This is a genomic window from Paractinoplanes durhamensis (genome assembly GCF_016862175.1).
Taxonomy (GTDB): domain Bacteria; phylum Actinomycetota; class Actinomycetes; order Mycobacteriales; family Micromonosporaceae; genus Actinoplanes; species Actinoplanes durhamensis.
In genome coordinates this window covers 65336-85622 of the sequence record NZ_BOML01000039.1, presented here as the reverse complement: position 1 = coordinate 85622, position 20287 = coordinate 65336, and the positions used below count along the sequence as shown (strand labels likewise).

17 protein-coding genes are annotated in these 20287 nt (G+C 70.4%); 2 read left to right on the top strand and 15 right to left on the bottom strand.

What is annotated here, in order from left to right:
• Window positions 1-290: 290 nt before the first annotated feature.
• From Adu01nite_RS25140 to Adu01nite_RS25120, 5 genes are all read right to left on the bottom strand, one after another.
• Window positions 291-635 carry a hypothetical protein gene (locus Adu01nite_RS25140; protein ID WP_203729883.1) on the bottom strand — a complete coding sequence of 115 codons (345 nt, stop codon included), beginning with the start codon at window positions 633-635 and terminating at the stop codon, window positions 291-293.
• An 86-nt stretch (window positions 636-721) separates the two neighbouring features.
• On the bottom strand, window positions 722-1276 hold the full coding sequence (locus Adu01nite_RS25135; RefSeq protein ID WP_203729881.1) for a DoxX family membrane protein: 555 nt from the start codon (window positions 1274-1276) through the stop codon (window positions 722-724).
• Between the two features lie 99 nt (window positions 1277-1375).
• Window positions 1376-1957 (bottom strand): histidine phosphatase family protein, encoded by a 582-nt coding sequence (locus tag Adu01nite_RS25130; protein ID WP_203729879.1) that lies wholly within the window; start codon window positions 1955-1957, stop codon window positions 1376-1378.
• Window positions 1958-1961: 4 nt separating this feature from the next.
• A complete protein-coding gene (locus Adu01nite_RS25125; protein ID WP_203729878.1) occupies window positions 1962-2903 on the bottom strand; it encodes a hypothetical protein in 942 nt (313 codons plus the stop codon).
• 24 nt (window positions 2904-2927) lie between these two features.
• Window positions 2928-5177 carry a putative bifunctional diguanylate cyclase/phosphodiesterase gene (locus Adu01nite_RS25120; RefSeq protein WP_203729876.1) on the bottom strand — a complete coding sequence of 750 codons (2250 nt, stop codon included), beginning with the start codon at window positions 5175-5177 and terminating at the stop codon, window positions 2928-2930.
• Between the two features lie 117 nt (window positions 5178-5294).
• Here Adu01nite_RS25120 and Adu01nite_RS25115 point away from each other — a divergent pair, with 117 nt between their 5' ends.
• Both Adu01nite_RS25115 and pseI read left to right on the top strand, forming a co-directional pair.
• Window positions 5295-5750 carry a GNAT family N-acetyltransferase gene (locus tag Adu01nite_RS25115; protein WP_203729874.1) on the top strand — a complete coding sequence of 152 codons (456 nt, stop codon included), beginning with the start codon at window positions 5295-5297 and terminating at the stop codon, window positions 5748-5750.
• Window positions 5743-6771: a pseudaminic acid synthase gene (gene pseI / locus Adu01nite_RS25110; protein ID WP_203729872.1), complete on the top strand. Its 1029-nt coding sequence runs from the start codon at window positions 5743-5745 to the stop codon at window positions 6769-6771. Before Adu01nite_RS25115 ends, pseI begins: the two co-directional genes overlap by 8 nt.
• Window positions 6772-6814: 43 nt before the next feature.
• Here pseI and Adu01nite_RS25105 read toward each other — a convergent pair whose 3' ends face one another.
• The 10 genes from Adu01nite_RS25105 to Adu01nite_RS25060 all read right to left on the bottom strand — a co-directional run bounded on the left by Adu01nite_RS25105 (window position 6815) and on the right by Adu01nite_RS25060 (window position 20105).
• A complete protein-coding gene (locus Adu01nite_RS25105; protein WP_203729870.1) occupies window positions 6815-8635 on the bottom strand; it encodes a class I SAM-dependent methyltransferase in 1821 nt (606 codons plus the stop codon).
• Window positions 8636-9014: 379 nt separating this feature from the next.
• Window positions 9015-11189: an MMPL family transporter gene (locus tag Adu01nite_RS25100; RefSeq protein WP_203729868.1), complete on the bottom strand. Its 2175-nt coding sequence runs from the start codon at window positions 11187-11189 to the stop codon at window positions 9015-9017.
• Between the two features lie 71 nt (window positions 11190-11260).
• Complete coding sequence (locus tag Adu01nite_RS25095) at window positions 11261-11905, bottom strand: response regulator (protein WP_203729866.1); 645 nt, start codon at window positions 11903-11905, stop codon at window positions 11261-11263.
• 192 nt (window positions 11906-12097) lie between these two features.
• The gene (locus Adu01nite_RS25090) at window positions 12098-13399 is read right to left on the bottom strand and encodes a sensor histidine kinase (RefSeq protein WP_203729865.1); all 1302 of its coding nucleotides are present in this window, start codon (window positions 13397-13399) and stop codon (window positions 12098-12100) included.
• Window positions 13400-13478: 79 nt separating this feature from the next.
• The gene (locus Adu01nite_RS25085) at window positions 13479-15740 is read right to left on the bottom strand and encodes a hypothetical protein (RefSeq protein WP_203729863.1); all 2262 of its coding nucleotides are present in this window, start codon (window positions 15738-15740) and stop codon (window positions 13479-13481) included.
• Window positions 15683-16873: an acyl-CoA reductase gene (locus Adu01nite_RS25080; protein WP_438871093.1), complete on the bottom strand. Its 1191-nt coding sequence runs from the start codon at window positions 16871-16873 to the stop codon at window positions 15683-15685. The genes Adu01nite_RS25085 and Adu01nite_RS25080 overlap by 58 nt, the downstream gene beginning before the upstream one ends.
• Window positions 16870-17904 carry a LuxE/PaaK family acyltransferase gene (locus Adu01nite_RS25075; RefSeq protein WP_203729861.1) on the bottom strand — a complete coding sequence of 345 codons (1035 nt, stop codon included), beginning with the start codon at window positions 17902-17904 and terminating at the stop codon, window positions 16870-16872. The genes Adu01nite_RS25080 and Adu01nite_RS25075 overlap by 4 nt, the downstream gene beginning before the upstream one ends.
• Window positions 17901-19079 carry an AMP-binding protein gene (locus Adu01nite_RS25070; protein WP_203729906.1) on the bottom strand — a complete coding sequence of 393 codons (1179 nt, stop codon included), beginning with the start codon at window positions 19077-19079 and terminating at the stop codon, window positions 17901-17903. Before Adu01nite_RS25070 ends, Adu01nite_RS25075 begins: the two co-directional genes overlap by 4 nt.
• Window positions 19080-19129: 50 nt before the next feature.
• On the bottom strand, window positions 19130-19867 hold the full coding sequence (locus Adu01nite_RS25065; RefSeq protein ID WP_203729859.1) for an SDR family NAD(P)-dependent oxidoreductase: 738 nt from the start codon (window positions 19865-19867) through the stop codon (window positions 19130-19132).
• Complete coding sequence (locus Adu01nite_RS25060) at window positions 19860-20105, bottom strand: acyl carrier protein (RefSeq protein WP_203729857.1); 246 nt, start codon at window positions 20103-20105, stop codon at window positions 19860-19862. The genes Adu01nite_RS25065 and Adu01nite_RS25060 overlap by 8 nt, the downstream gene beginning before the upstream one ends.
• Window positions 20106-20287: the final 182 nt, after the last annotated feature.

Genomic DNA, 20287 nt, shown 5'->3' with positions numbered 1-20287 from the left:
TCGGTGGATGCTCCGCCCCCTTTGCTTTGCTCACCAATACGCGCTGCTCTGCGCACCTCCACGAGCCTCGATGCGCTGCTCTGCGCACCACTGCGCGCGTGGCAGGATCGGTGACCGACGCCGGGCTCGCCGCGCTTCTCCTTCGAGATCTTGTAAAACTTCTGCTCGGTTCTCACCGGCGGAGGACAGGTCGTGCATGCCGGTCCAGTAGGCGGCGGGCTGACCGGCGAGCTCGGCATCGGAAAGACTCTCCATGGCGAGGGACGCTAAGACCTAAACCTCGATTCAGGTCAAGGCTGGTGGTCCGGCCAGGTGCCGCGGCGGACCAGGCGGTCGAGGTAGTCGAGCAGCTTCAGCTCACTGCGGGCCAGCCGCTCCCGCTCCGGCGTGGGCAGGTCGGCCAGCGGGTCGGGCAGCTGTTCGTCGCGTGCGACGAAGACCATGTTGGCCGAGCACTCGCGGCAGATCGAGCACCAGTAGATACCGATGCAGCGTTCGTAGGAGCTGTCGGACGGCGCGTAATAGCGGGAGCGGTAGGAGTAGATCTCGCCGGTGCAGGTGGTTGGCCGGCCCCGCTCGCCATGGTGGATCCGGCTGACTCGCCACCATTCCCACCCGGCCGCTCTCCGTCTCACGCCCGACATCCTCCACCCACGACGAAGCCACCCCGGGCGGGTGGGCCCGGGGTGGTTCGGTTCGGGGTGGTTCGGTTCGGGGTGGTTCAGATGAGCCAGCGGTTCTTCTGGACGATCGGGAGCTTGGCCCAGATCTTGCCCAGGCCCCAGGTCTGCCCGGCGTAGGTCAGCGCGAAGACGATCGCGGCCAGGCCGTAGACGACGTGGTAGTCGACGATCGGGTTCGACGAGCCGGAGGCGAGCGGCCACTCGGCCAGCCACATGAAGGCCATCATCAGTGCGCCCGCACCCGCAGCCACCCGCAGGCCGATGCCGAGGATCAGGGCCAGGCCGATGCCGAGCAGGCCGATCATGAAGGACCAGTTGGCGAACGGCGTGCCGGCGATGTCGTGGAAGAAGCCCTTCAGCGGGCCGACCTCGACGCTGGACAGGAACCCCTTGGTGGGGCTGCCGCCGTTGATCCACGCCTTGGCGGACGGGGTCGCGTAGCCGAAGCCGAAGGTCTTGTCGAGGAACGCCCACAGGAAGACGAAGCCGGTGGCCACTCGCAGGACGGCGAGGGTCTTCGCGGCTGCCTTGGTGAGCATGGCGCCCGGGGCTTCGACCTTCTCGAGCTGGTGGGCGTGTGCGGCGGTGGTCATCGGGTGCCTCCCTGATGTCTCTCTCTTCAGCTATCAGCCTTCTCTCCGACGCGAGGCAGCGCCGGTGCCGAAACTCCCTGTTCGGCCGGGACCAAAGTCCTATCCGGCGAAATCCTCGCCACGGTCGTTGAAGGTGATCAGGGTCGGCGGCCGGCCGGCCTCCCACTGCACGACGGTGACGGCGCAGTTGGCCTGGTTGAGGCCGATCCAGCGCCAGTCCGGTGCATCCAGCACGTGCCGCACGAACCACCCGATCACGAAGTTGTGCGTGATCAGCAGCTCGTGCCGGTCCTGGTCGCCGGTGATGCCGAAGTGCTCGACGGCGGCGCGCAGGGCGGTCGCGTCCTCGTCCCGCTCGTCGTCGGGAACGTCGTCGAGCCAGCCGTGCCACCGATCCGGGTACCGGTCGCGCCGTTCGGCCGTCGGCACCGGCGTCCGGTCCAGGGCGAAGTCGCAGGCGTGCCGCGCGACGCCCGGGAGATGACCGGCGGCGATGTCCGCGGTCTGGGCCGCGCGGGCCAGCGGGCTGTGGTGGATCGCCGCGAAGGGCACCGCCCGCAGCCGCCGGCCCAGCCGATCGGCCTGCACCCGGCCGAGCGGCGACAGGCCGCCGTCCGGCGCGTGATCGGTCGCCGGATCCTGCTCGCCGTGCCGGACGAGATAAAGCCGGGTGCGGGCCATCGCGTCACACCACCGCCGTCAGCGCGTCGGGGGCGTCGGCCGGGTAGAGCGCCCAGCGGCGGGCCCGCCGGGCCCGGGCCATGAAGGCCTCCACCCGGTTGGGGCGCACCGATTGGTACCAGAGAGCGCCGGACGCGTCGTCCTCGAGGAAGCCGTGATATTCGTCGGCGGCCCGCGGCGGGGTGAAGTCGGCCGCCGGGGGCTGCGGGAAGACGGTCACCACCGCGCCGGGCGGCAGGGCCGCGCGAATGGTGGTCAGGTCGCCGCTCACCCAGCGCCGGGCCACCGCGTCGGTGGTCTCCAGCACCGCGACTCCGCTGCCCAGGGCGGCCACCCGCGACCAGAAGTCGTCGTCGGCCGGCGGCAGGTCCACGGCCGGCCGGAGCGGGGGTGTGGGCAGGATGGCCGGCGGTAGCGGGGAGCGGCGGGCGGCCAGGTCGGGGATGCGGAAGATGACGCCGGAGCGGGCCACCTGTTCGCGCACCTGGTTGCGGACCTGCCCGACGGCCAGCAGGAGGAAGACGAATCCGGTCACCCGGATGGCGGTTCGTCCCGCGGTCCAGAGCAGCTCCACGGCCGGGTCGCCGAACGCGTCGGCGCGCAGCAGATAGCCGACCATGACCGAGCCGGCCAGCGCGAAATACCAGGCCAGGACCGTCCAGTGGTCGGCGGCCCGGCCGTTCGGGTCGCCGGCGATACGCAGCACCTCGCGGGTGCGCCGCTGCCACCAGAGAAAGCCGAGCGTGTAGCCGAACGACAGGGTGATGTAGAGGCCGTTCTCGATCAGCAGGGCCTCGGCCGACGTCCGGGCCGACCGGGTGGCCAGGTCGGTGACCAGCAGGAGAAGGCCGAGCCCGGCGGCCACGGCGATCGCGATCAGCAGGGCGAAGGTCTGCGCCTCCCACTGCCGGGGCGGTTTCGCGATCGTCGATGCGGTGAGGTCCATGGCCGCCGATTGTGGCAGCTTCGGTCAGGCCGCGGGGGACACCGCCGTACCCGTCAGAAGCTCGCTGAATTCCGCGGCCGGGAGGGGGTGGGCGAAGTAGAAACCCTGGGCCGAGGCGTAGCCGAGGTCCGCCAGGCGGCTGGCCTGGTCGAAGGTCTCCACGCCCTCGGCCACCGCGGTCAGGCCGAGGCTGTTGGCCAGGTTGAGGACGCTCGCCGCGACCGGCACCTGATCCGCGCCGGCCTGGGTGAACGAGCTGTCCAGCTTGAGTTCGTCGACCGGCACGGCGGCGAGCATGGTCAGCGACGAGTCGCCGGTGCCGAAGTCGTCGAGGGCCACCCGCACGCCCAGCTCGCGCAGCGCTGCCACGCTGGGACCGGAGCCGGCCGAACCCACCGCGGGCGCCTCCAGGGTGAGGCGGTGCGGAGCGATGCCGTACTCGTCGAGGGCGGCGGCGACCTGGTCGGCGAAGTCCGGCTCGCGCAGGTCGCGCTGCGAGATGTTGATGTTGAGAACCAGGGACGCGTCGGTCCAGGTGGACAGCTCGCTCAGCGCCGCCCGCAGCACCCACTGACTGAGCGCGACGATCAGGCCGGTGCGCTCGGCGATCGGGATGAAGGCCTGCGGCGGCATCGTGCCGTGGGTCGGGTGCTGCCAGCGGACCAGGGCCTCGGCGCCGAGCACCCGCCGGTCCGGCAGCGCGACGATCGGCTGGTAGAGCAGGTAGAGCTGACCGTCGGTGATGGCGTTCCGCAGCTCCAGGCCGAGGTCGGTGTGGTCGGCGCCCGGGGTGAAGTGCACGGCCGCGGTGCCGGTGATGCCCTTGGCCCGGTACATGGCGATGTCGGCCTGGCGCAGCAGCAGGCTGGCGTCGTCGCCGGAGTGGCCGTCGGCGATGCCGATGCTGGCCCGGATCGGCAGCTCGTGGCCGTCGGCCCGGACCGGCCGGCGCAGCGCCTCGATCATCCGCTGGGCGGCCAGGTCGGCGGCCTGCGGGTCGGCGTCGTCGAGGACCACCACGAACTCGTCGCCGCCGAGCCGGGCGACGGTGTCCTCGGCCCGGATACAGCCGTTCAGGCGTTCGGCGACCGCGATCAGCAGCAGGTCGCCGACCTCGTGACCGAGGGTGTCGTTGACCTCCTTGAAGTCGTCGAGGTCGATCAGCGCGACCGCGACCGGGTGTTCGCCGGGAGCGGTCAGGGCCTTGTCCAGGCGCTCGTGGAACAGCGCCCGGTTGGGCAGCTGGGTGAGCGCGTCGTGGGTGGCGCCGTGGTCGAGCCGGCGCAGCAGCCGGCCGTTGTCGATGAACGCGGTGATCTGGCGGATCACCACGAGGGCGGTCAGTGCCACCGCGCTGACCACGATCACCCGGCGATCCTCGGCCCCGTTCGGCAGGGCGACGCTGAGCAGCAGGGCGTCGACCGCGGCGACGGCGACGTAGGGCAGCACGCTGAACGAGCGGCGGCGGGATTCGCGTACGCCCCGGCGCGAGCCGTAGTCGGCCGCGCGCTGCTTCTCCGCCGCCCACGCCCCGAAGAAGAACAGGGCGGGCAGGGTGACCATGTCCGAGAACAGGTGCGGGTTGAACGGCTCGAGCAGCGGTCGCAGGATCGGGCCGACGGCACCGACGGCGACCGCGATGCCGATCATCCGCATGGCGCTGCGGTCGAGATATGACGAGGTCCCGGTCATCACGAGCTTGCCGGCGGCGAAGACGGCCAGCAGGGCCAGCGTGGTGATGGCGAGGGAGATGACGATGACCCGGGAGTCAGCGGCGTGGATGCTGTGCCGGGTCGAGTAGTGCCACATGAAGACGGCACAGCCGAGCATGAGCGTGCCGGCGTCGAGGAAGACCCGGAACAGCTCGCTGCGGCTCTGCTTGCCGAACGGCAGCCGCAGCATGGCGTAGATGATGATGATGACCGCGGCCCCGTCGAAGACCACCTGGCCGATGCTGATCTGGCTGTCCGGCGTGTGCAGGGTGATGGCCGCGTCGGCCGCCTGCGCGGCGGCGCCGAGGCCGACCAGGATCGAGACCACGTACATATGTCGCCAGAACCGCCGGGTCGCCGGGGGCAGATGGTCGGCCCGGTAGGTCCGCCGGAAGTTCAGCGCCAGCAGGGCGGCCGCGGCCAGGGCGGGCAGCCACAGCACGAGCCAGGGCAGGACCGGGCTGATCGCGTTGACGATCACCAGGACGAGCGCCACCACCGGGACCACCAGGGAGGCGCGCAGCAGGCGACCTCCCGGCAGCCGGGACCACAGCGAGCCCATCCGCAGGCCTCCTCGTCTAGTTCTGTCCGGCTGGATCGGCCGGGTGAACCGCGAGATGAGAGATTGTCGGCGGCGCCTCCCCGCACGCCGGGCCGGGGGCCCGTCAATAATGTGAACGTGCTTCGACCTGCGGCGTACGCCGAAAGAGACCTGATCCTCCCCTGGCGAAACCATCCGTCGGTTCGTGCGGTGAGCATGACCACGCACGAGATCCGGCCGGAGGAGCATGCGGCCTGGTGGGAGAAGAATTGGCAAAATGTTCTCATTTATGAGGATGAGGGCACTCCGGCCGGGGTCGTAATCTTCAACGGGGAGACCTGGTCGTTCTACCTCGACGTCGAGGGGCTGGGCCGGCGACAGCTGCCGGCCTGGATGCGCCTGGAGAAGGAAGCCATCGAGTACGCGTTCGGCACTCTCGGCCTCGACCGGCTCGACGGCGAGACGCTGGAGGAGAACAAACAGGTCCTGGCACTGCACCGGCGCTTCGGCTTCCGGGAAACCCGTCGATACGAACGCTCCGTCGACGGCATCATGAAGACCGTCGTGGTGACGGAGAGAGGCAAAGATGACTAAGTTCGGGCCCGACAAGCGGCCGTACATCGTCGCGGAGATGTCTGGCAACCACAACGGTTCGCTCGACCGGGCGCTGACGCTGGTCGACGCGGCGGCGGATGCCGGCGCCGACGCGATCAAGATCCAGACCTACACGGCCGACACGCTGACGCTGGACGTGAAGCACCCGCGGTTCCAGCTCTCCAAGGGGCACGAGCTGTGGGGTGGCGAATACCTCTACCAGCTCTACGAGCGGGCGCACACCCCGTGGGACTGGCATCAGGCGATCTTCGACCGGGCCCGCGAGCGGGGCATCACCCCGTTCTCCAGCCCGTTCGACCCGACCGCGATCGACCTGCTGGAAAAGCTGGACGCCCCGATGTACAAGATCGCGTCGTCCGAGATCACCGACCTGCCGCTGATCCGGCTCTGCGCCGCCACCGGCAAGCCGATCATCATCTCGACCGGCATGGCGTCGGTGCGGGAGATCGCGGCCGCGGTCGAGGCCGCCCAGGGCGCCGGCGCCACCGACGTGACCGTGCTGGCCTGCACCGCGTCGTACCCGGCCCCGCCGGAGGAGTCCAACCTTCGCCGCATCCCGGTGCTGGCCCAGATGCTCGAGGTGCCGATCGGCCTCAGCGACCACACGCTGGGCATCGGCGTGCCGGTGGCGGCGGTCGCGTTCGGCGCCTGCCTGATCGAGAAGCACGTCACGCTGGACCGCGCGGACGGCGGCGTCGACTCGGCGTTCTCGCTCAACCCGGCCGAGCTCAAGCTGCTCCGCGAGGAGTCGGAGCGGGCCTGGCAGGCGCTGGGCACCACGCACATCGGCCCGACCGAGCACGAGAAGGAGGGCCTGCGGTTCCGCCGCTCGCTCTACGTGGTCACCGACGTGAAGGCGGGCGACCCGGTCACCGCCGAGAACGTGCGCTCGATCCGGCCCACCGGCGGCCTCGAGCCCGACTCGATCAACCTGGTGCTGGGGCGTACCTTCACCGCCGACGCGGCCAAGGGCACGCCGCTGACCTGGGATCTGATCTGAGCTGACTGAAAAGGGGGCCGCCATCCGGCGGCCCCCTTTTTTATTACGAGCCTTTGCGGCGGCCGCGGAGGAACTTGCGGCCGTCCCGGCCGACCACGCGGTATGCCTCCCGCGCCATCAGCATCGCCTTGCCGGCCAGCTTGCTCCGGTAGAACTGGATCTCCCGATCCATCTTGCTGAGCTGTTTGTCGCGGGACTGGATGATCTGCTCGGTCCACTCCATCAGCGCCAGCAGGTGACTGGCCTGGTAACGCTGCCGCCAGAGCGCCTCGGACAGCTCCCGGAAGCCCTCGATGTCGACCGGCGCCGTGCCCGGCGTGACCGCGAGCAGCCGCAGCCGCAGCGCCTGCTGCTCGGCCAGGCCCAACTCGAACTCGGCCGCCTCACGCTGCACGAACAGGTCGACCGCGGCACGGATCTCGGTCTCGGCGATGCCCCGGCCGACCATGCCGAGCATGGTGGCGGTCAGGTCGACGGCGCTGGAGCTGATCGGCCACGGGTGCGGCTGGGCCGAGGTGATCAGCTGGACGCCGAACTCCCAGATGGCCCGGACCAGCACGGTTTCCAGCGGCACCGGCTCGATCGGCGCCCAGCGGGTGGGCAGCAGTGTGACGCCCTGCGGGGTGACGAACACGTCGGCGAAGCCGGCCAGCGCGACCGGGCCGGACAGGGTGCCGTCGGTGGCCTGCTCCTGCAGCCACGTCTCATAGCGGTCGAGCTCGCTGCGCAGCTCGCCGAGGTCGGCGGTGGCGCACAGGTGTAGCAGGCGTTCCTCGAGCACGTAGCCGGTGTCGGCACCGGGGGCCTCCGGCTCGGCGATGCGGCGCAGGCCGTCCCGCTCGACCGGCTCGGCCAGCGGCTCGAGAACGGTAGTGCTCTCCCCCACCGTGTAAACAAAGGTGCCGCGCACGTCGCCGGCCAGGAACTCCCGGCCCTCGATCGGGGGGACGGCGCTCACGCCGGGGGCCCGGGCGATGATCAGCCAGGCCGGCGCCACCGTGCTCTCCGCGCCGGCCCGCAGCGCCCGGTTGATCAGGCGGCGGGGGTCGCTGAGGACGGCACGGCCGCGGAAGCCGGCGGTGAACGCCTGCCCGAGGGCGGTGCCCAGGCGCGGGCGCAGCGGGGAGTCGACGTTGCCGAGCAGGCCCGGCCCGACCAGCACGGACGGCGCCGACGGCTCGGGGAACGCGGCGTAGGTGACGTCGACCACCAGGCCGGCCGCGGTCAGCCGGTCGGTCAGCTGCTCGGCCGAGGCCGGGCGGTGCGGGTCGTGATCGTCGATCGAATACCACGCCGCGTCGGTGGCCTCCCGGCCGCCGGGATCGAGCCGCACGGTGTGGTGGACGCCGAGGTGATTGTCGTACGTGAGAAGGAGCACACCGTCCGGGCGGACCGCCTCGGCGAGCCGGTCGAGCAGCTCGCCGGCCGACATCTGCTCGCCCTCGACCGAGTTGAGCCGCTCGACGCCGTCGGCCGCCACGACCAGGTCGAACCGCTGCTCCGGGTCGAGCCGCGGAAGGACGCCGGCCAGCACGGTCACCTTCGGATGCTCGCGGGCCGCGTTTTCCGCGTCGCCGAGCGAGCGGACCAGCCACGAGACCGTCGCGCCGCCGTCGACCAGCGCGGCGACCAGATCGTCGGCGTGCGGGCCGGCGATCAGCACGCTGCGGCCACGGCCGGCGAACTGACCGGTCAGGTGACGCAGCAGGGCGCTACGGGGACGGTCCGGGCCGCGGCTGGGGTCGCTGTCCGACCAGGCGAACATCTCGCCACCGATGCGCCGCAGGTTGGAAACCGGCGGAACGGCGAGGGCCGCGGCGTAATCCGTGCCCTGGGTGGGGACCAGAGCAGCGGTGTCCGACATGCTTCTACCTCTCTTTGGTAGCTGCCGACTCGACATTACCCGGCGAGCTGCTGAGCGAAGGAGCGGCGGCAGGGTGCCCCCACCCATCACGGTCCGCCCGGGGTGCCGCCCCGTCAGGTCGACGCGGAAAGCTACCACCGAAGAGTAGGTATTACCTGTGTTCGCGGAGATTCAACGGGGGTACCCCGACGGCCGCCGCTCATAGGCGACGGCCGACAATGTGAAGAATCTTCAGAGGCACCCGTGGGTCGACCCTCCCCCAGGGCCGATCAGCGGGTTGGGCCGGGGTCCAGGCGCCGCCACGACTGCCCCGGTCGCACCACACCGACCCGGTGCGAGGTATGCCCCCACTTCGCACCGGGTCGGCTTGGCAAAACCGTCAGGAGACCGTCGCGAGCTCCCGCTCCGGCTCCGCGGACGGCGCCGGCGGCGGCTCGTGGGCGATCTGCGGCAGCCAGCCCAGCCACTTCGGCAGCCACCAGTTCTTCTCGCCGAGCAGGGCCATCACGGCCGGCAGCAGCACCGCCCGGATGATCGTCGCGTCCAGCAGGACCGCCGCGGCCAGGCCGACGCCGAGCTGCTTGGTCGAGGCCAGCGGCAGCGTCGCGAACAGCGCGAACACCGCCACCATCACGACCGCGGCGCTGGTGATGACGCCGGCCGTGCGGCCGATGCCCTCGCGCACCGCCTGCTTGGTGGTCAGCCCCCGGTCGTAGCCCTCCCGGATCCGGCTGAGCACGAAGACGTGGTAGTCCATCGAGAGGCCGAACAGAATGATGAAGAGGAAGAGCGGCATCCAGTTGATCAGGCCGCTCGCCGCCTCGAACTGCAACTCCTTCTCGAAGTGCCCGTATTGGAAGACCCAGACCAGCATTCCGTACGCCGCGGCCACCGAGAACAGGTTGAGCACCACCCCGGTGATCGCCACGACCACCGAGCGGAACGACACCAGCAGCAGGATGAACGCCAGGCCGAGCACGAAGGTGAACACCCACGGCAGGCTGGCGTCGAGCCGGGCGTTGAAGTCGGCGTTCGTCGCCTTCTCGCCGGTGACCAGCGCGGTCCCACCGGCCAGGTGACCGAAGGTGGCCGGGACGACGTTCTCCCGCAGCGTGCCGAGCGCGTCGTCGCTGACCAGGCCGACCGACACCACCGCGACCGTGCCGGCCGGGTTGATCTCCACCTCGACCGGTCCGGTGAGCGCGCCACCGCTCTTGGTCACCGCGGTCTTGAAGGCGGCCAGCTGCTGATCGAACGGAGCACCCTTGACCGTGGCCGCCTGCACCACGACCCGGGCCGGCGACGTCTTGCTCGGGAACGCCCCGTCGATCGCCTTGTAGGCCTGCACGACCGGCGCCTTGGGCGGCAGGTCCTCGATCCCCTGGCCCTTGGTACGCAGGTCGATCACCGGGGACGCGATCACGGCGAGCGCACCCACCGCGACGATCGCCGAGAGCAGCGGCTTGGCCAGCACCAGCCGCAGGAAGCCGTTCCAGAAGCGGCCGTCGCTGCGCTTGCGGTAGAGCCCGGGGATCTTGACGGCGTCGACCTTGTCGCCGAGCGCCGACAGCATGGCCGGCAGCACGGTCAGCGAGCCGAGCATGGTGGTCGCGACGACCAGGATGGTGCCGACCGCGAAGCTCACGAAGGTCGTGTCGAAGGTGATGAACATGCCGGCCATCGCCACGATCACGGTGAGACCGGACACCCAGATCGACCGGCCCGAGGTCTGCGCCGCGATCACCAGGGCACGGTGCGCGTCGGCCCCGGCCCGCCGCTCGTCCCGTTCCCGACGGATGTAGAAGAGGCAGTAGTCGACCCCCACCGCCAGGCCGACCAACAGCATCACGTGCATCGTCGTTTCATCGGCCGGCGCGAGCCGGCTGGCCGCCGCGAGCAGCCCGATCGCCGCCACCACCGCGGTGACCGCCAGCGCCACCGGAAGCAGCGCCGACACCACCGCGCCGAAGGCGACCAGCAGGATGCCGAGGGTGACCGGGATGGACAGCATCCCGAGCCGGTTCAGCCCTTTGTCGAGGTCGTCGCCGATCAGCTTGTCGCCGCTCGCGTCGCCGCCCTCGGCGATGTAGAGGTCGGCGTGCGCAGCCTGCACCCGGGCCACCGTGTCGAGGGCCGGCGCCACCCGGTCCTTGGCCGTCTCCGGGTCGCCGCTGATGCTGAAGGCGATCAGCGACGAGCGCTTGTCCGGCGATTCGATGGCCGGCTGCACGTCGGCGACGTTGCCGGTCGCGGTCAGCTGCTTGGTCAGGTCGGCGATCGCGGCCGCCCGGTCGGTGCCGGCCCGGTTCTGCACGATGACCATCTCGCCGGCCGGCTGCACCGGGAACCCGGCCTGCTGCACGATGTGCTCGGCCCGGCCCGAGTCGCCGTGTCCGTAGTCGGAGTCGACGGCATTCCGGGTGCCGATCTGGCCACTGAGGATGGTCACGCCGACCACGAAGGCGATCCAGCCCAGGATCGCGAGCGTCCGATGCCGGGCGCTCCACATCGCGGCCCGCGCCGCGATCCCCTTTACGTTCTCCGTCTTCTGCATGAGGAGAACGCTATTTTTTATGACGACCGGTCTCGATGAAGCAGGCTCCCCTTTTCCGGGTAGTGCTAGCCCTACCCCTGGAGGTAGGCGAGGACGGCCAGCACCCGGCGGTGCTGCTCCTCGTCCTGGTGCAGGTCGAGTTTCGTGAAGATGTTGCGCACGTGCTTCTCGACCGCACCGTCGGTGACCACCATCTTGCGGGCGATCGCGCCGTTCGACATGCCCTCGGCCATCAGGCCCAGCACCTCACGCTCGCGCGGGGTGAGGCTGCTCAGCGGGTCGTCCCGGCGCCGGCGGACCAGCAGCTGGCCGACCACCTCGGGGTCGAGGACGGTGCCGCCGGAGGCCACCCGGCTCAGCGTCTCCAGGAACTCCCCGACCTGGGACACCCGGTCCTTGAGCAGATAGCCGACCGCGCCCGCGCGGTCGGCCAGCAGGTCATCGGCGTACGAGACCTCGACGTATTGGGAAAGCACGAGGATGGGGCTGCCCGGCACCCTGGAACGTGCTTCCACGGCGGCGCGCAACCCCTCGTCGGTGTGGCTGGGCGGCATCCGCACATCCACGATGGACACGTCCGGCTTGTGCTCGGTGATCGCCGCCACGAGAGCAGGCCCGTCGCCGACGGCCGCCACCACCGTGTGGCCGTTCTCCTCGACGAGCCTGATCAGACCCTCGCGCAACAGCACCGCATCATCGGCAATCACCACCCGCATGCCGCCATGCTGTCAGACTTGCCGCTCCAGGCGCCTGTTTTAAGAGGGGGGCCGGAGTGAGGCGAGGTCCAGGTGTTGTCTGGGTGCGCGGAGCGGGCGCCCGAATACCGGTGTTGTATTCGGGTGTTCGATCCGTGCGGCCAGGCGGCAGCTGGGCCACGCCGCAGCCCGTCTCCCCTCTTAAAACAGGCGCTAAAGGGGCAGGGCGGCAGTCAGCCGCGTTCCGCCGCCGACCGGGCTGTCGACGGCGAGGACGCCACCGGCGGCCCGGACCCGGTCGTCGAGCCCGGCGAGACCGTGGCCCTTGGCCAGGCTGGCCCCGCCGACGCCGTCGTCGGCGACCTCGACCAGCAGGCCGGAGCTGGCGCGCTGGACGCTGACCTGCACCTCGCTGGCGTTGCTGTGCTTCGCCACGTTGGTCAGCGACTCGGCCACCACGAAGTAGGCGGTCGACTCGACGGCCGGGTCGAGCCGCTCGAAATACGGGGCGTCCAGGTCGACCGGCACCGTGCAGCGGCCGGCCAGCGCGGTCAGGGCCGCCTGCAGACCCCGGTCGACCAGGATCGGCGGGGCGATGCCGCGGGACAGCGCGCGGAGCTCGTCGAGGGTCTCCCGGGTCTGGCTGAGCGCCTCGGCGACGGTGGCGCGGGCCGCGTCGGGGTCGGTGGCGAACTGCTGCTCGGCGCGGCCGAGGTCCATCGCCAGGCGGACCAGGCGCTGCTGCGGGCCGTCGTGGATGTCGCGCTCGAGCTTGCGCAGGGCGGTGGCCTCGGCCGAGACCGCGGCGGCCTTCTGCTCCTGGGCGACCTGGCGGGCCGCGTTCGCCGACGCCACCTGCGCCCGCAGGTCGTTCACGCCGCTGAGCAGACCCTTGGCGAAGTACGCCTCGAGCAGCGCAGCCGCCCGGACCACCCAGTAGAGCGTGCCGGCGAAGAAGATGCCCAGGGCCAGGTTGAAGATGACCTTGGTGCCGTAGCTGCTGTCGAAGCCGAGCAGCTCGGGGAGGTCCTGGTCATCCGGCCCGTTCGGCAGCGACCAGCCCCACAGGCCCCAGGTGAGGCCGGCGAGCGCGCCCGACCACCAGGTCACCACGAAGACGAAGGAGATCGTGCTGGGGATGAAGCGGAACATGCCGTGCAGCAGGTCGAGCCAGCTCTGGCCGTCGGTGAGCGGGGTGAGCATCTTGCCGATCGGACCGGCCTCGGGCCGCTGCTTGTAATACGGATGGCGGAACCGGACACCGAAGACCGGGCCGATCCGGGCCCGTTCCACGGCGGCCAGGCCACGCGCCACATACATGACCGCCACCAGGATGGGCAGGCCGATCCAGATGATCGCGGTCCCCACGCCGGTCCAGAACAGGCTCATGCACACCGAGATCGAGATGATGCCGATCGGGAACCCGACCAGCACGAATTGGGTGTCGATGCCCAACTGGCGGACGAATCCGCTGCGTCGGACGGGAGCGGCGGCTTCGGCGTAGGTCGTTGTCATGTCATGAACGCTAGGCATCGGCGGCCCCCCATCCGATCCCGCTGCCTGCCGGATCCGCGGTAGGGCTAACCCTACTAACTCAGCGCAGCTCGTAAATGGTGACCGGACCGGCCGTGAAGACCGGGGCCGCCGCCAGCCCCACCGGGCCGGACCGAACGTCGGCCAGCAGCCAGCGCACGTGATAACGATCCCGCAGCTCGGCGAGGTCGGCGGCGGCGCCGAGCTCGAAGACCCGCTGGTTGAGGGCGTAGCGGGCGGGGTCGGGCGGAGGCTGACGGTAGTAGCGCAGCCCGCCGTCGCCGTCCGCCGCCACCGCCGCGTCGGTGTAGCCCCAACTCTCGATCAGGGTGCGGCGGCCGGTCAGCGCCGCGACCCAGAAGGCTCGCGAGTCACAGCCGGCCGCGGGGCCGCCGGGCGGCCAGCAGTGCACGTTGGTGGCGACCACGTCGTCCGGCCCGGCGTGCCGGTCGACCCACTGGGCCGCGACCATCTCGTCCTGCAGGATCAGCAGCCTGCTGGTGTGCCGGCCCTGGTCGCGCAGCGCTTTCCAGTCGGCCTCGGCGGCCCGCTCGGCGAACACGCCGACGCTGCCGCCGAGCAACGCCGCCGTCAGCACGATCGGCAGCCCGCGCCGGCGGATCACCAGGACCGACAGGAGCACGATCACGGCCAGGACGAACGCCGCCGGCCAGTAGAGCTGCCACGCCCAGGCCGCCATGCCGCGGACGCCGGCGAACGGCAGCCGGGCGGCGATCCCGGTGGCGAGGAAACCCGCGGCCAGGCCGCCGAGCAGGAGCCGCTGTCCGGGCTGCCGGTCGGCGAGCAGCCGCACGGTCAGCACCGTCGCGAACGGGATCATGCCGAGGTAGAAGTAGGTCTGGCTGAGCGACGGATGCCAGAGCAGCCACATGCCGCCGACCCCGGCCACGGTGAGCCCGGCCAGCAGCCAGACGGCCGGGTCCCGGCGGTTCCGGGCGCCGGCCAGGGTGACCAGGCCGGCCAGCCGGGGCGCCTGCACGAGCAGCCACCACAGGACCAGCGCGGCCAGGAAGAGGAAGCCGCCCGCCGACAGGTGCGCGACGCCGTCGGGCAGCCGCAGGGTGCCGTCGTTGACGTCGGCGGCACCGAGGGTCTGCCGGTAGGGCACGAAGCCGAGCAGGACCGCGAACGGCTGCAGGGACAGCGTGCCCGCTCCCCCGCCGGCGAACAGGAATGTGCCGACGAGCATCGCGGCCAGGGTGAGGCCGAGCATGGTCAGCGCCGGCCGCCGCCGCTCGCGCCGCCCCAGGGTCGTCCCGGTCGCGACGATCAGGCCGAAGACGACCGGCGGCAGCGCGCTGGACTTGGCCCCGGCGCAGGCCAGCGCGAGCGGGAAGACGAGCAGCCAGGCCCAGCCCAGGCCTCGACCGCGCACGGCCGGCACCGCGAGGGTGAGCAGCAGCCCGGTGAGCGGCAGCATGTAGACCTGGGACGGGCTGTAGTAGCTGATCGGGTTGCTGCCCTGCGCCCAGGCCAGCAGGGGCAGGCCGGTCACCCCGGCCGCGGCCGCCAGCACGGCCGCCCACCACTTGCCGCCGGTCAGGTCGCGGGCCAGCGCGGTCACCACGAGCACGGTGATCGCGGCGATCGGCGCCAGCCAGAGGCGCAGCAGCACGACGATCGGGTCGATGCCGGTGAGCATCGACGCGGCCGCCATGTCGGCGTCGGAGAGGTAGTGGTAGCGCAGCGTCTCGCCGGCCAACTGCGGCACCTGGAACGGCATCGACCGGGTCATCTCGTGCACGAGGGCCAGGTGATAGCCGAGGTCCTGGAACCAGACGTCCTGCGCCGGCGGCAGCAGCTGGTTGTGCCAGAACGGCACGAGCGACGCCACCACCAGCGTCATCGTCCCGGCGAGCACCCAGGTCCAGCGCAGCGGCACCGGGCGGCGATCGGCGATCAGCCAGTGCCCGCGCAGCCGGGGCACGGCCAGGAAGAGCACGACGATCGCCGCCGGCCAGGCCGGCAGGAACGCCTGCAGGCCGGTCGCGGCGGTGGCCGCCCAGCCGATCAGCAGCAGGAGCAGGCCGGTCGCGCCGCCGAGACCGAGGTCCTCGGGGAGATTGCCCCGGCTGCCGCGCAGGGCCCGGTGCACGAGCGTGCCGGGCAGCAGGACCGCCAGCCCGAAATAGGCGGCATATCGGACTATGTCGAGAAGGGGGACGTCGGTCAGCAGCAGCCCGAGGAGCAGCGCGGCCGCCGGGAGGCACCAGGGTGCCCAGCGGAGGTTAAAACGGCGAAAACTCAGGACGCGATCGTCGTGAGCCTGGTGAACTCGCTCGGCAAGTCGTACCCGTCCCATATGGCGCTGAAGGTTAGCGCCTGGCCGAACGGCACGATCCGGTCGACCCCCCGGCCGCCCAGCGCAAGCGCGAACTCACGCAGCTCGTCACCGCCGAAGCCGAAGTGGCTGAACGTCTGGTCCTGCCGATTCATCGCCGGGACCAGGTCGAGCAGCGAGCCGACCTCGGCGAACGGGAACGCCCCGGCGCCGATCCAGCGGCGCGGCGCGTCCGGCACGGCGGTCAGCGACATCGCGGTCACCGAGTTGGCCGGGAACTCCATCGCCGAGATCGCGCCGGTCGCGGCCATCCCGTACGCGTTGACCCGCTTCTCCACCGCCATCGCCGCGTCGACCGCCCAGCCGCGCTGGTCCACGACCTCGAGCAGCAGCTCGATGAACTCGGCCCGGACGTCGTCGGTGTCCGAGCCGATCAGGAACACCGTGCGCGGCGAGGAGCAGGCCGCCTGGTCGAACCAGTAGGCGTCGTTCGAGAAGCCGACCACGGCGTCCCGCTTGGCCGCCGGCGTAGCGGCACGCCACCCGGCGGCGGAGAGCGCGGCCCACGACGTACGGTCCGGGAAGGTCAGGTCTCGGGCCGAAGGCCGCAGTGGGTTTTTGCGGATCGCTTCGACGGCCGCGTCGCCACCCCAGATGACCCGCAGGTCGCACCACTGGCTCAGAGCCGCGGTGACGGCGTTGTCCCGGCCGTAGGTGATCATGCGCTGGGTGCGGCCGATGACCGGGTCGGCGTCGGCGAGCACCGCGTTGAGGGCGTCGAGGATGGTGTCGGCCGCGGCCGCCGAGCGCTCCGAGATGCGGACGACGTTGTGGTTGCCGGCCAGCGCGGACAGCGCCCACGAGTAGACGAAGATGGTGTCGACGTTCGCCGGCGGCACGTGGAAGACGTTGCCGCGCGGGAAGACGATCGCGTCGTCGCGCTGCATCCGGCTCACGGCCCGGTTGAGCTCGGCCGGGCGGAGGAAGAAGCCGAGCGAGCCCAGCTCCGGGTGCCGGCGGGCGACGGCCGGGGCCAGCAGCTTGCGGGCGACCTTGGCCAGGAAATCGAGAACGCGCGGGTCACCGACGGTCAGGCGATCCTCGACGGGCGCCGTCAGATCGGCTGACGAGTCGCCGAATCGGTACTGGATCACGCCGCCTCCCGGTAGGTGTCGCTGCAGCCCCGCGCCTCGGCCCGCGGCAGCCGGCCGATGACCGAGAAGCGCTTGCCGGGCCAGTCCCCGTCGTCGATCCCGTGCACCACGCCCATGTCCTCGGTGAGCAGGACATGCCCGGGGTACGAGGTGGGCAGCGTGCTGATCACCTCGATCAGCCCGGTCTCGCCCGGCGGCAGCTCCTGCCAGGTCAGCGGGTCACGCACGATCACGTCGGCGAAGTCCGGGCAGTAGAGCGACCCACCGGACGGCCCTTCCAGGAAGACCGTGCCGATCTGCTCGACCATGCCGTAGTAGTTGTGCACGTTCGTCAGGCCCACACCGGAGAGGCGCTCGCGAAATTCTGAAGGCGAGACGGCCTGGTCGATCAGCTTCTTCCAGCCGCCGGAGTGGATCAGGATGCCGTTCGACAGGTCGAGCCCGTTGTCCCGGGCGACCTCGTAGAGGTGCAGCCAGACCAGGTAGGTGAAGCCGAAGATCAGGAACGGCTGGGATCCGTGCTTCTCCAGGAAGCCACGGATCGCGTCGAGGTCGACCACGCCGTCGTTGTCGAGCGCCCACACGTGGTCGCGCCCGAACGTCGACATGCCGAGCACACCGGCGCCGCGGGCCGAGAACGACTTGCGGTCCTTCAGCATCGCCTTCGTGTCGACCAGCAGCATCGGCAGCCGCTTCGGGCCGAGCACGGTCTGCACGGTGGCGCCGAGGCGGCGGGTCTGCTCGGCGGCCGCATGCTTGTCCAGGTAGATCTTGCTGACCTCGCCGGTGGTGCCGCTGGACGTGAGGACCTTGAAGACCTCGTCGTCCGGGATGCTCTTGAGCTCGAGGTTCTTGAACAGCCGAACCGGCAGCCAGGGCAGCTCGGCCACCGTCGCCGCCTTTTCAAATCCCGAGGCGGCCAAGATCCGGGCGTAGGGCTCGCAGGCGGCGCGGTGGTGCTCGGTCAAGGCGGAGAGCTCCGACAGGAGCAACTCTTCCTTGGCGGCCTGCGGAAGGGTGAAGACACTCACAGCGACGACTCCAGGGCGCGGTAATCGACCTTGCCGTTGGGCAGCAGCGGCAGGGATTCGATGCTACGCACCACGACGCCGGAGAAATGTGTCCCGAGCCACTCGGAGATCTTCGTCCGCAGGTCGCGGACCTCGTCGTCGGTAGCGCCGAGCGCGAAGACGTTCAGCTTGTCCTCGCCGGCCACCGCGGTGACCGGGAAGTGCTTCTCCACGTCATCGAGGTTGATCCGGACGCCGAAGACCTTGCCCATCCGCTTGATCCGGCCGGTGATGAACAGGTAGCCGTCGTCGTCGATGCGACCGAGGTCACCGGTGTGCAGCACGCCACCCTGCTCGTCGCCCTTGGCCAGGTCGGCAGCGGTGTCGGCGTAGCCCATCATCACGTTCGGCCCGTGGTAGAGCACTTCCCCCTCGGGCGAGAGCGAGAAGTGGGCACCGGGCAGCGCGAGGCCGACCGAACCGAGCTTCTCCTCGAGGCGCGCGGGCGGCAGGGTGGCCATCCGGGGCGCGGCCTCGGTCTGGCCGTACATCACGTAGAACGAGCCCTCGACCGTCGCCATCCGCTGGGCGAAGTCGCTGATCAGGTCGCTGCGGAGCCGGCCGCCGGCCTGGGTGAGCTTGCGCAGCGCGGGGTATTTGGCCGGGTCGAACCGCAGCCGGCGCAGCATCTCGTACTGATACGGTACGAATGCCATCGACGTCACGTTGTGCTCGACCGCCGCGGTCCAGAAGTCGCGCTGCATGATGCCGGTGCGTTCGAGGATCACGGTGGCACCCCGCAGCAGATGCGAGTTCAACACCGACATTCCGTACGAGTAGAAGAGCGGCAGCGTGGTGATCGCGACGTCGTCGGCGGTGATGTCGAGGACGTCGGCGATCTGCCCGGCGTTGGCCAGCACGGCGTCGGCGGAGAGCCGGACGAGCTTGGGGTTGCCGGTCGAGCCGCTGGTGGTGAGCAGCAGCGCGAGATCGGGGTGCACGTCGTCGGTGGCGAACCGCTCGGCCCAGTGCGCGTTGTCGCCATCCGGATCAAGAAGCACGACCGGCCGGCCAAGCCGCAGCGCCGCCAAATATCGGGCTATATCTGAAATAGTGGTCGAAATCGGGTGGAAGACCACCGCGCCCGGTTCTTTCTCGAGCTCGGAGGCGGCCGTCGAGACGTCGGCGGGCGTCATCGTCTGGCCGGTCGCGGCGTCGATCACGCGCGCACCGGGATGCAGCAGGTTCACAGCGTCAATCCTCCATCAACTCCGAGCACCTGGCCGGTCACGAACCGGGCCTGCTCGGAGAGGAGGAAGGCGATCACGTCGGCGACCTCGTCGGCCTCACCCAAGCGGCCCAGCGCGGTGTCGCCGATCCGCTCCGCGCGGCCCTTCTCGTCGAGCGTGTCGAGCATGTCGGTCGCGATGAAGCCGGGCTCGACCGCGTTGACCCGGATGCCCTGCGGCCCGAGCTCCTTGGCGGCCGACTTGGCCAGGGCCGCCACCGCGGCCTTGGACGCGGCGTAGACGGCCTGTCCGGCGATGCCGCGACTCGCGGTGATCGACGACAGGAGAACCACTGCGGGTGTACGCCCCCGGGCGAGCAGCCGGGCCGCCCCGCGCAGGGTGTACGCCGCTCCGGCCGAGTTGACCGCGAACAGGCGCTGGATCGTGGCGTCATCGGTCATGCCGAGCATGCCGGCCGCGTGCGTTCCGGCGTTGACCACCAGTGCGTCGAGCCGCTTGAAGTTGGCGAACGCGACCTGCATGAGGGCCTTGCTGGTGGCCGGGTCGCCGATGTCGCCGCTGCCCGTGAAAGTGCTCACACCAAATTTTTCGGCGAGCCCGGACGCCACCTGGGCAATCGCATCCGCACGGTGACCGTGCAGAACCAGGTCGTAACCGCGCTCGGCCAGTTTGGTCGCCGTCGCGCGGCCGATGCCGCGGGAAGCCCCGGTGATAAGGGCGACCCGATCACTCACTGATATCTACCCCGTACTTACCGAGGATCTTGATCGCTTCCTGGAAGCTCGACATGTTGATCACGTCATCCGTGTCAATCATGACCTCGAACTCGTCCTCAAGCGTGGCGATCAGCGACATATGGGCGAGAGAGTCCCATTTTTCATTGTCCTGATACTGCAGGTCGTCCACGGGCGCATCCGCCGGAAGGTCCAGGGCGGTGCGGAAGGCTTCCCGCAGTTTCTGCAGCGTGCTCACGAAGGGGCTCCAAGGTGGGATAGACAGAGGCCTCCTACTTTCTTACAGGTTCACGGTCCCCATGACCAATCCCGCCTGAACCTAACGTGAACGAGTGTTGTCCTTTTTCGTCTACCCTGTTAAAGCCTACGAAGCTGACTATGCTTCCGGCTCGTACTGCCTTCGTACTGCCCCTCGCATGG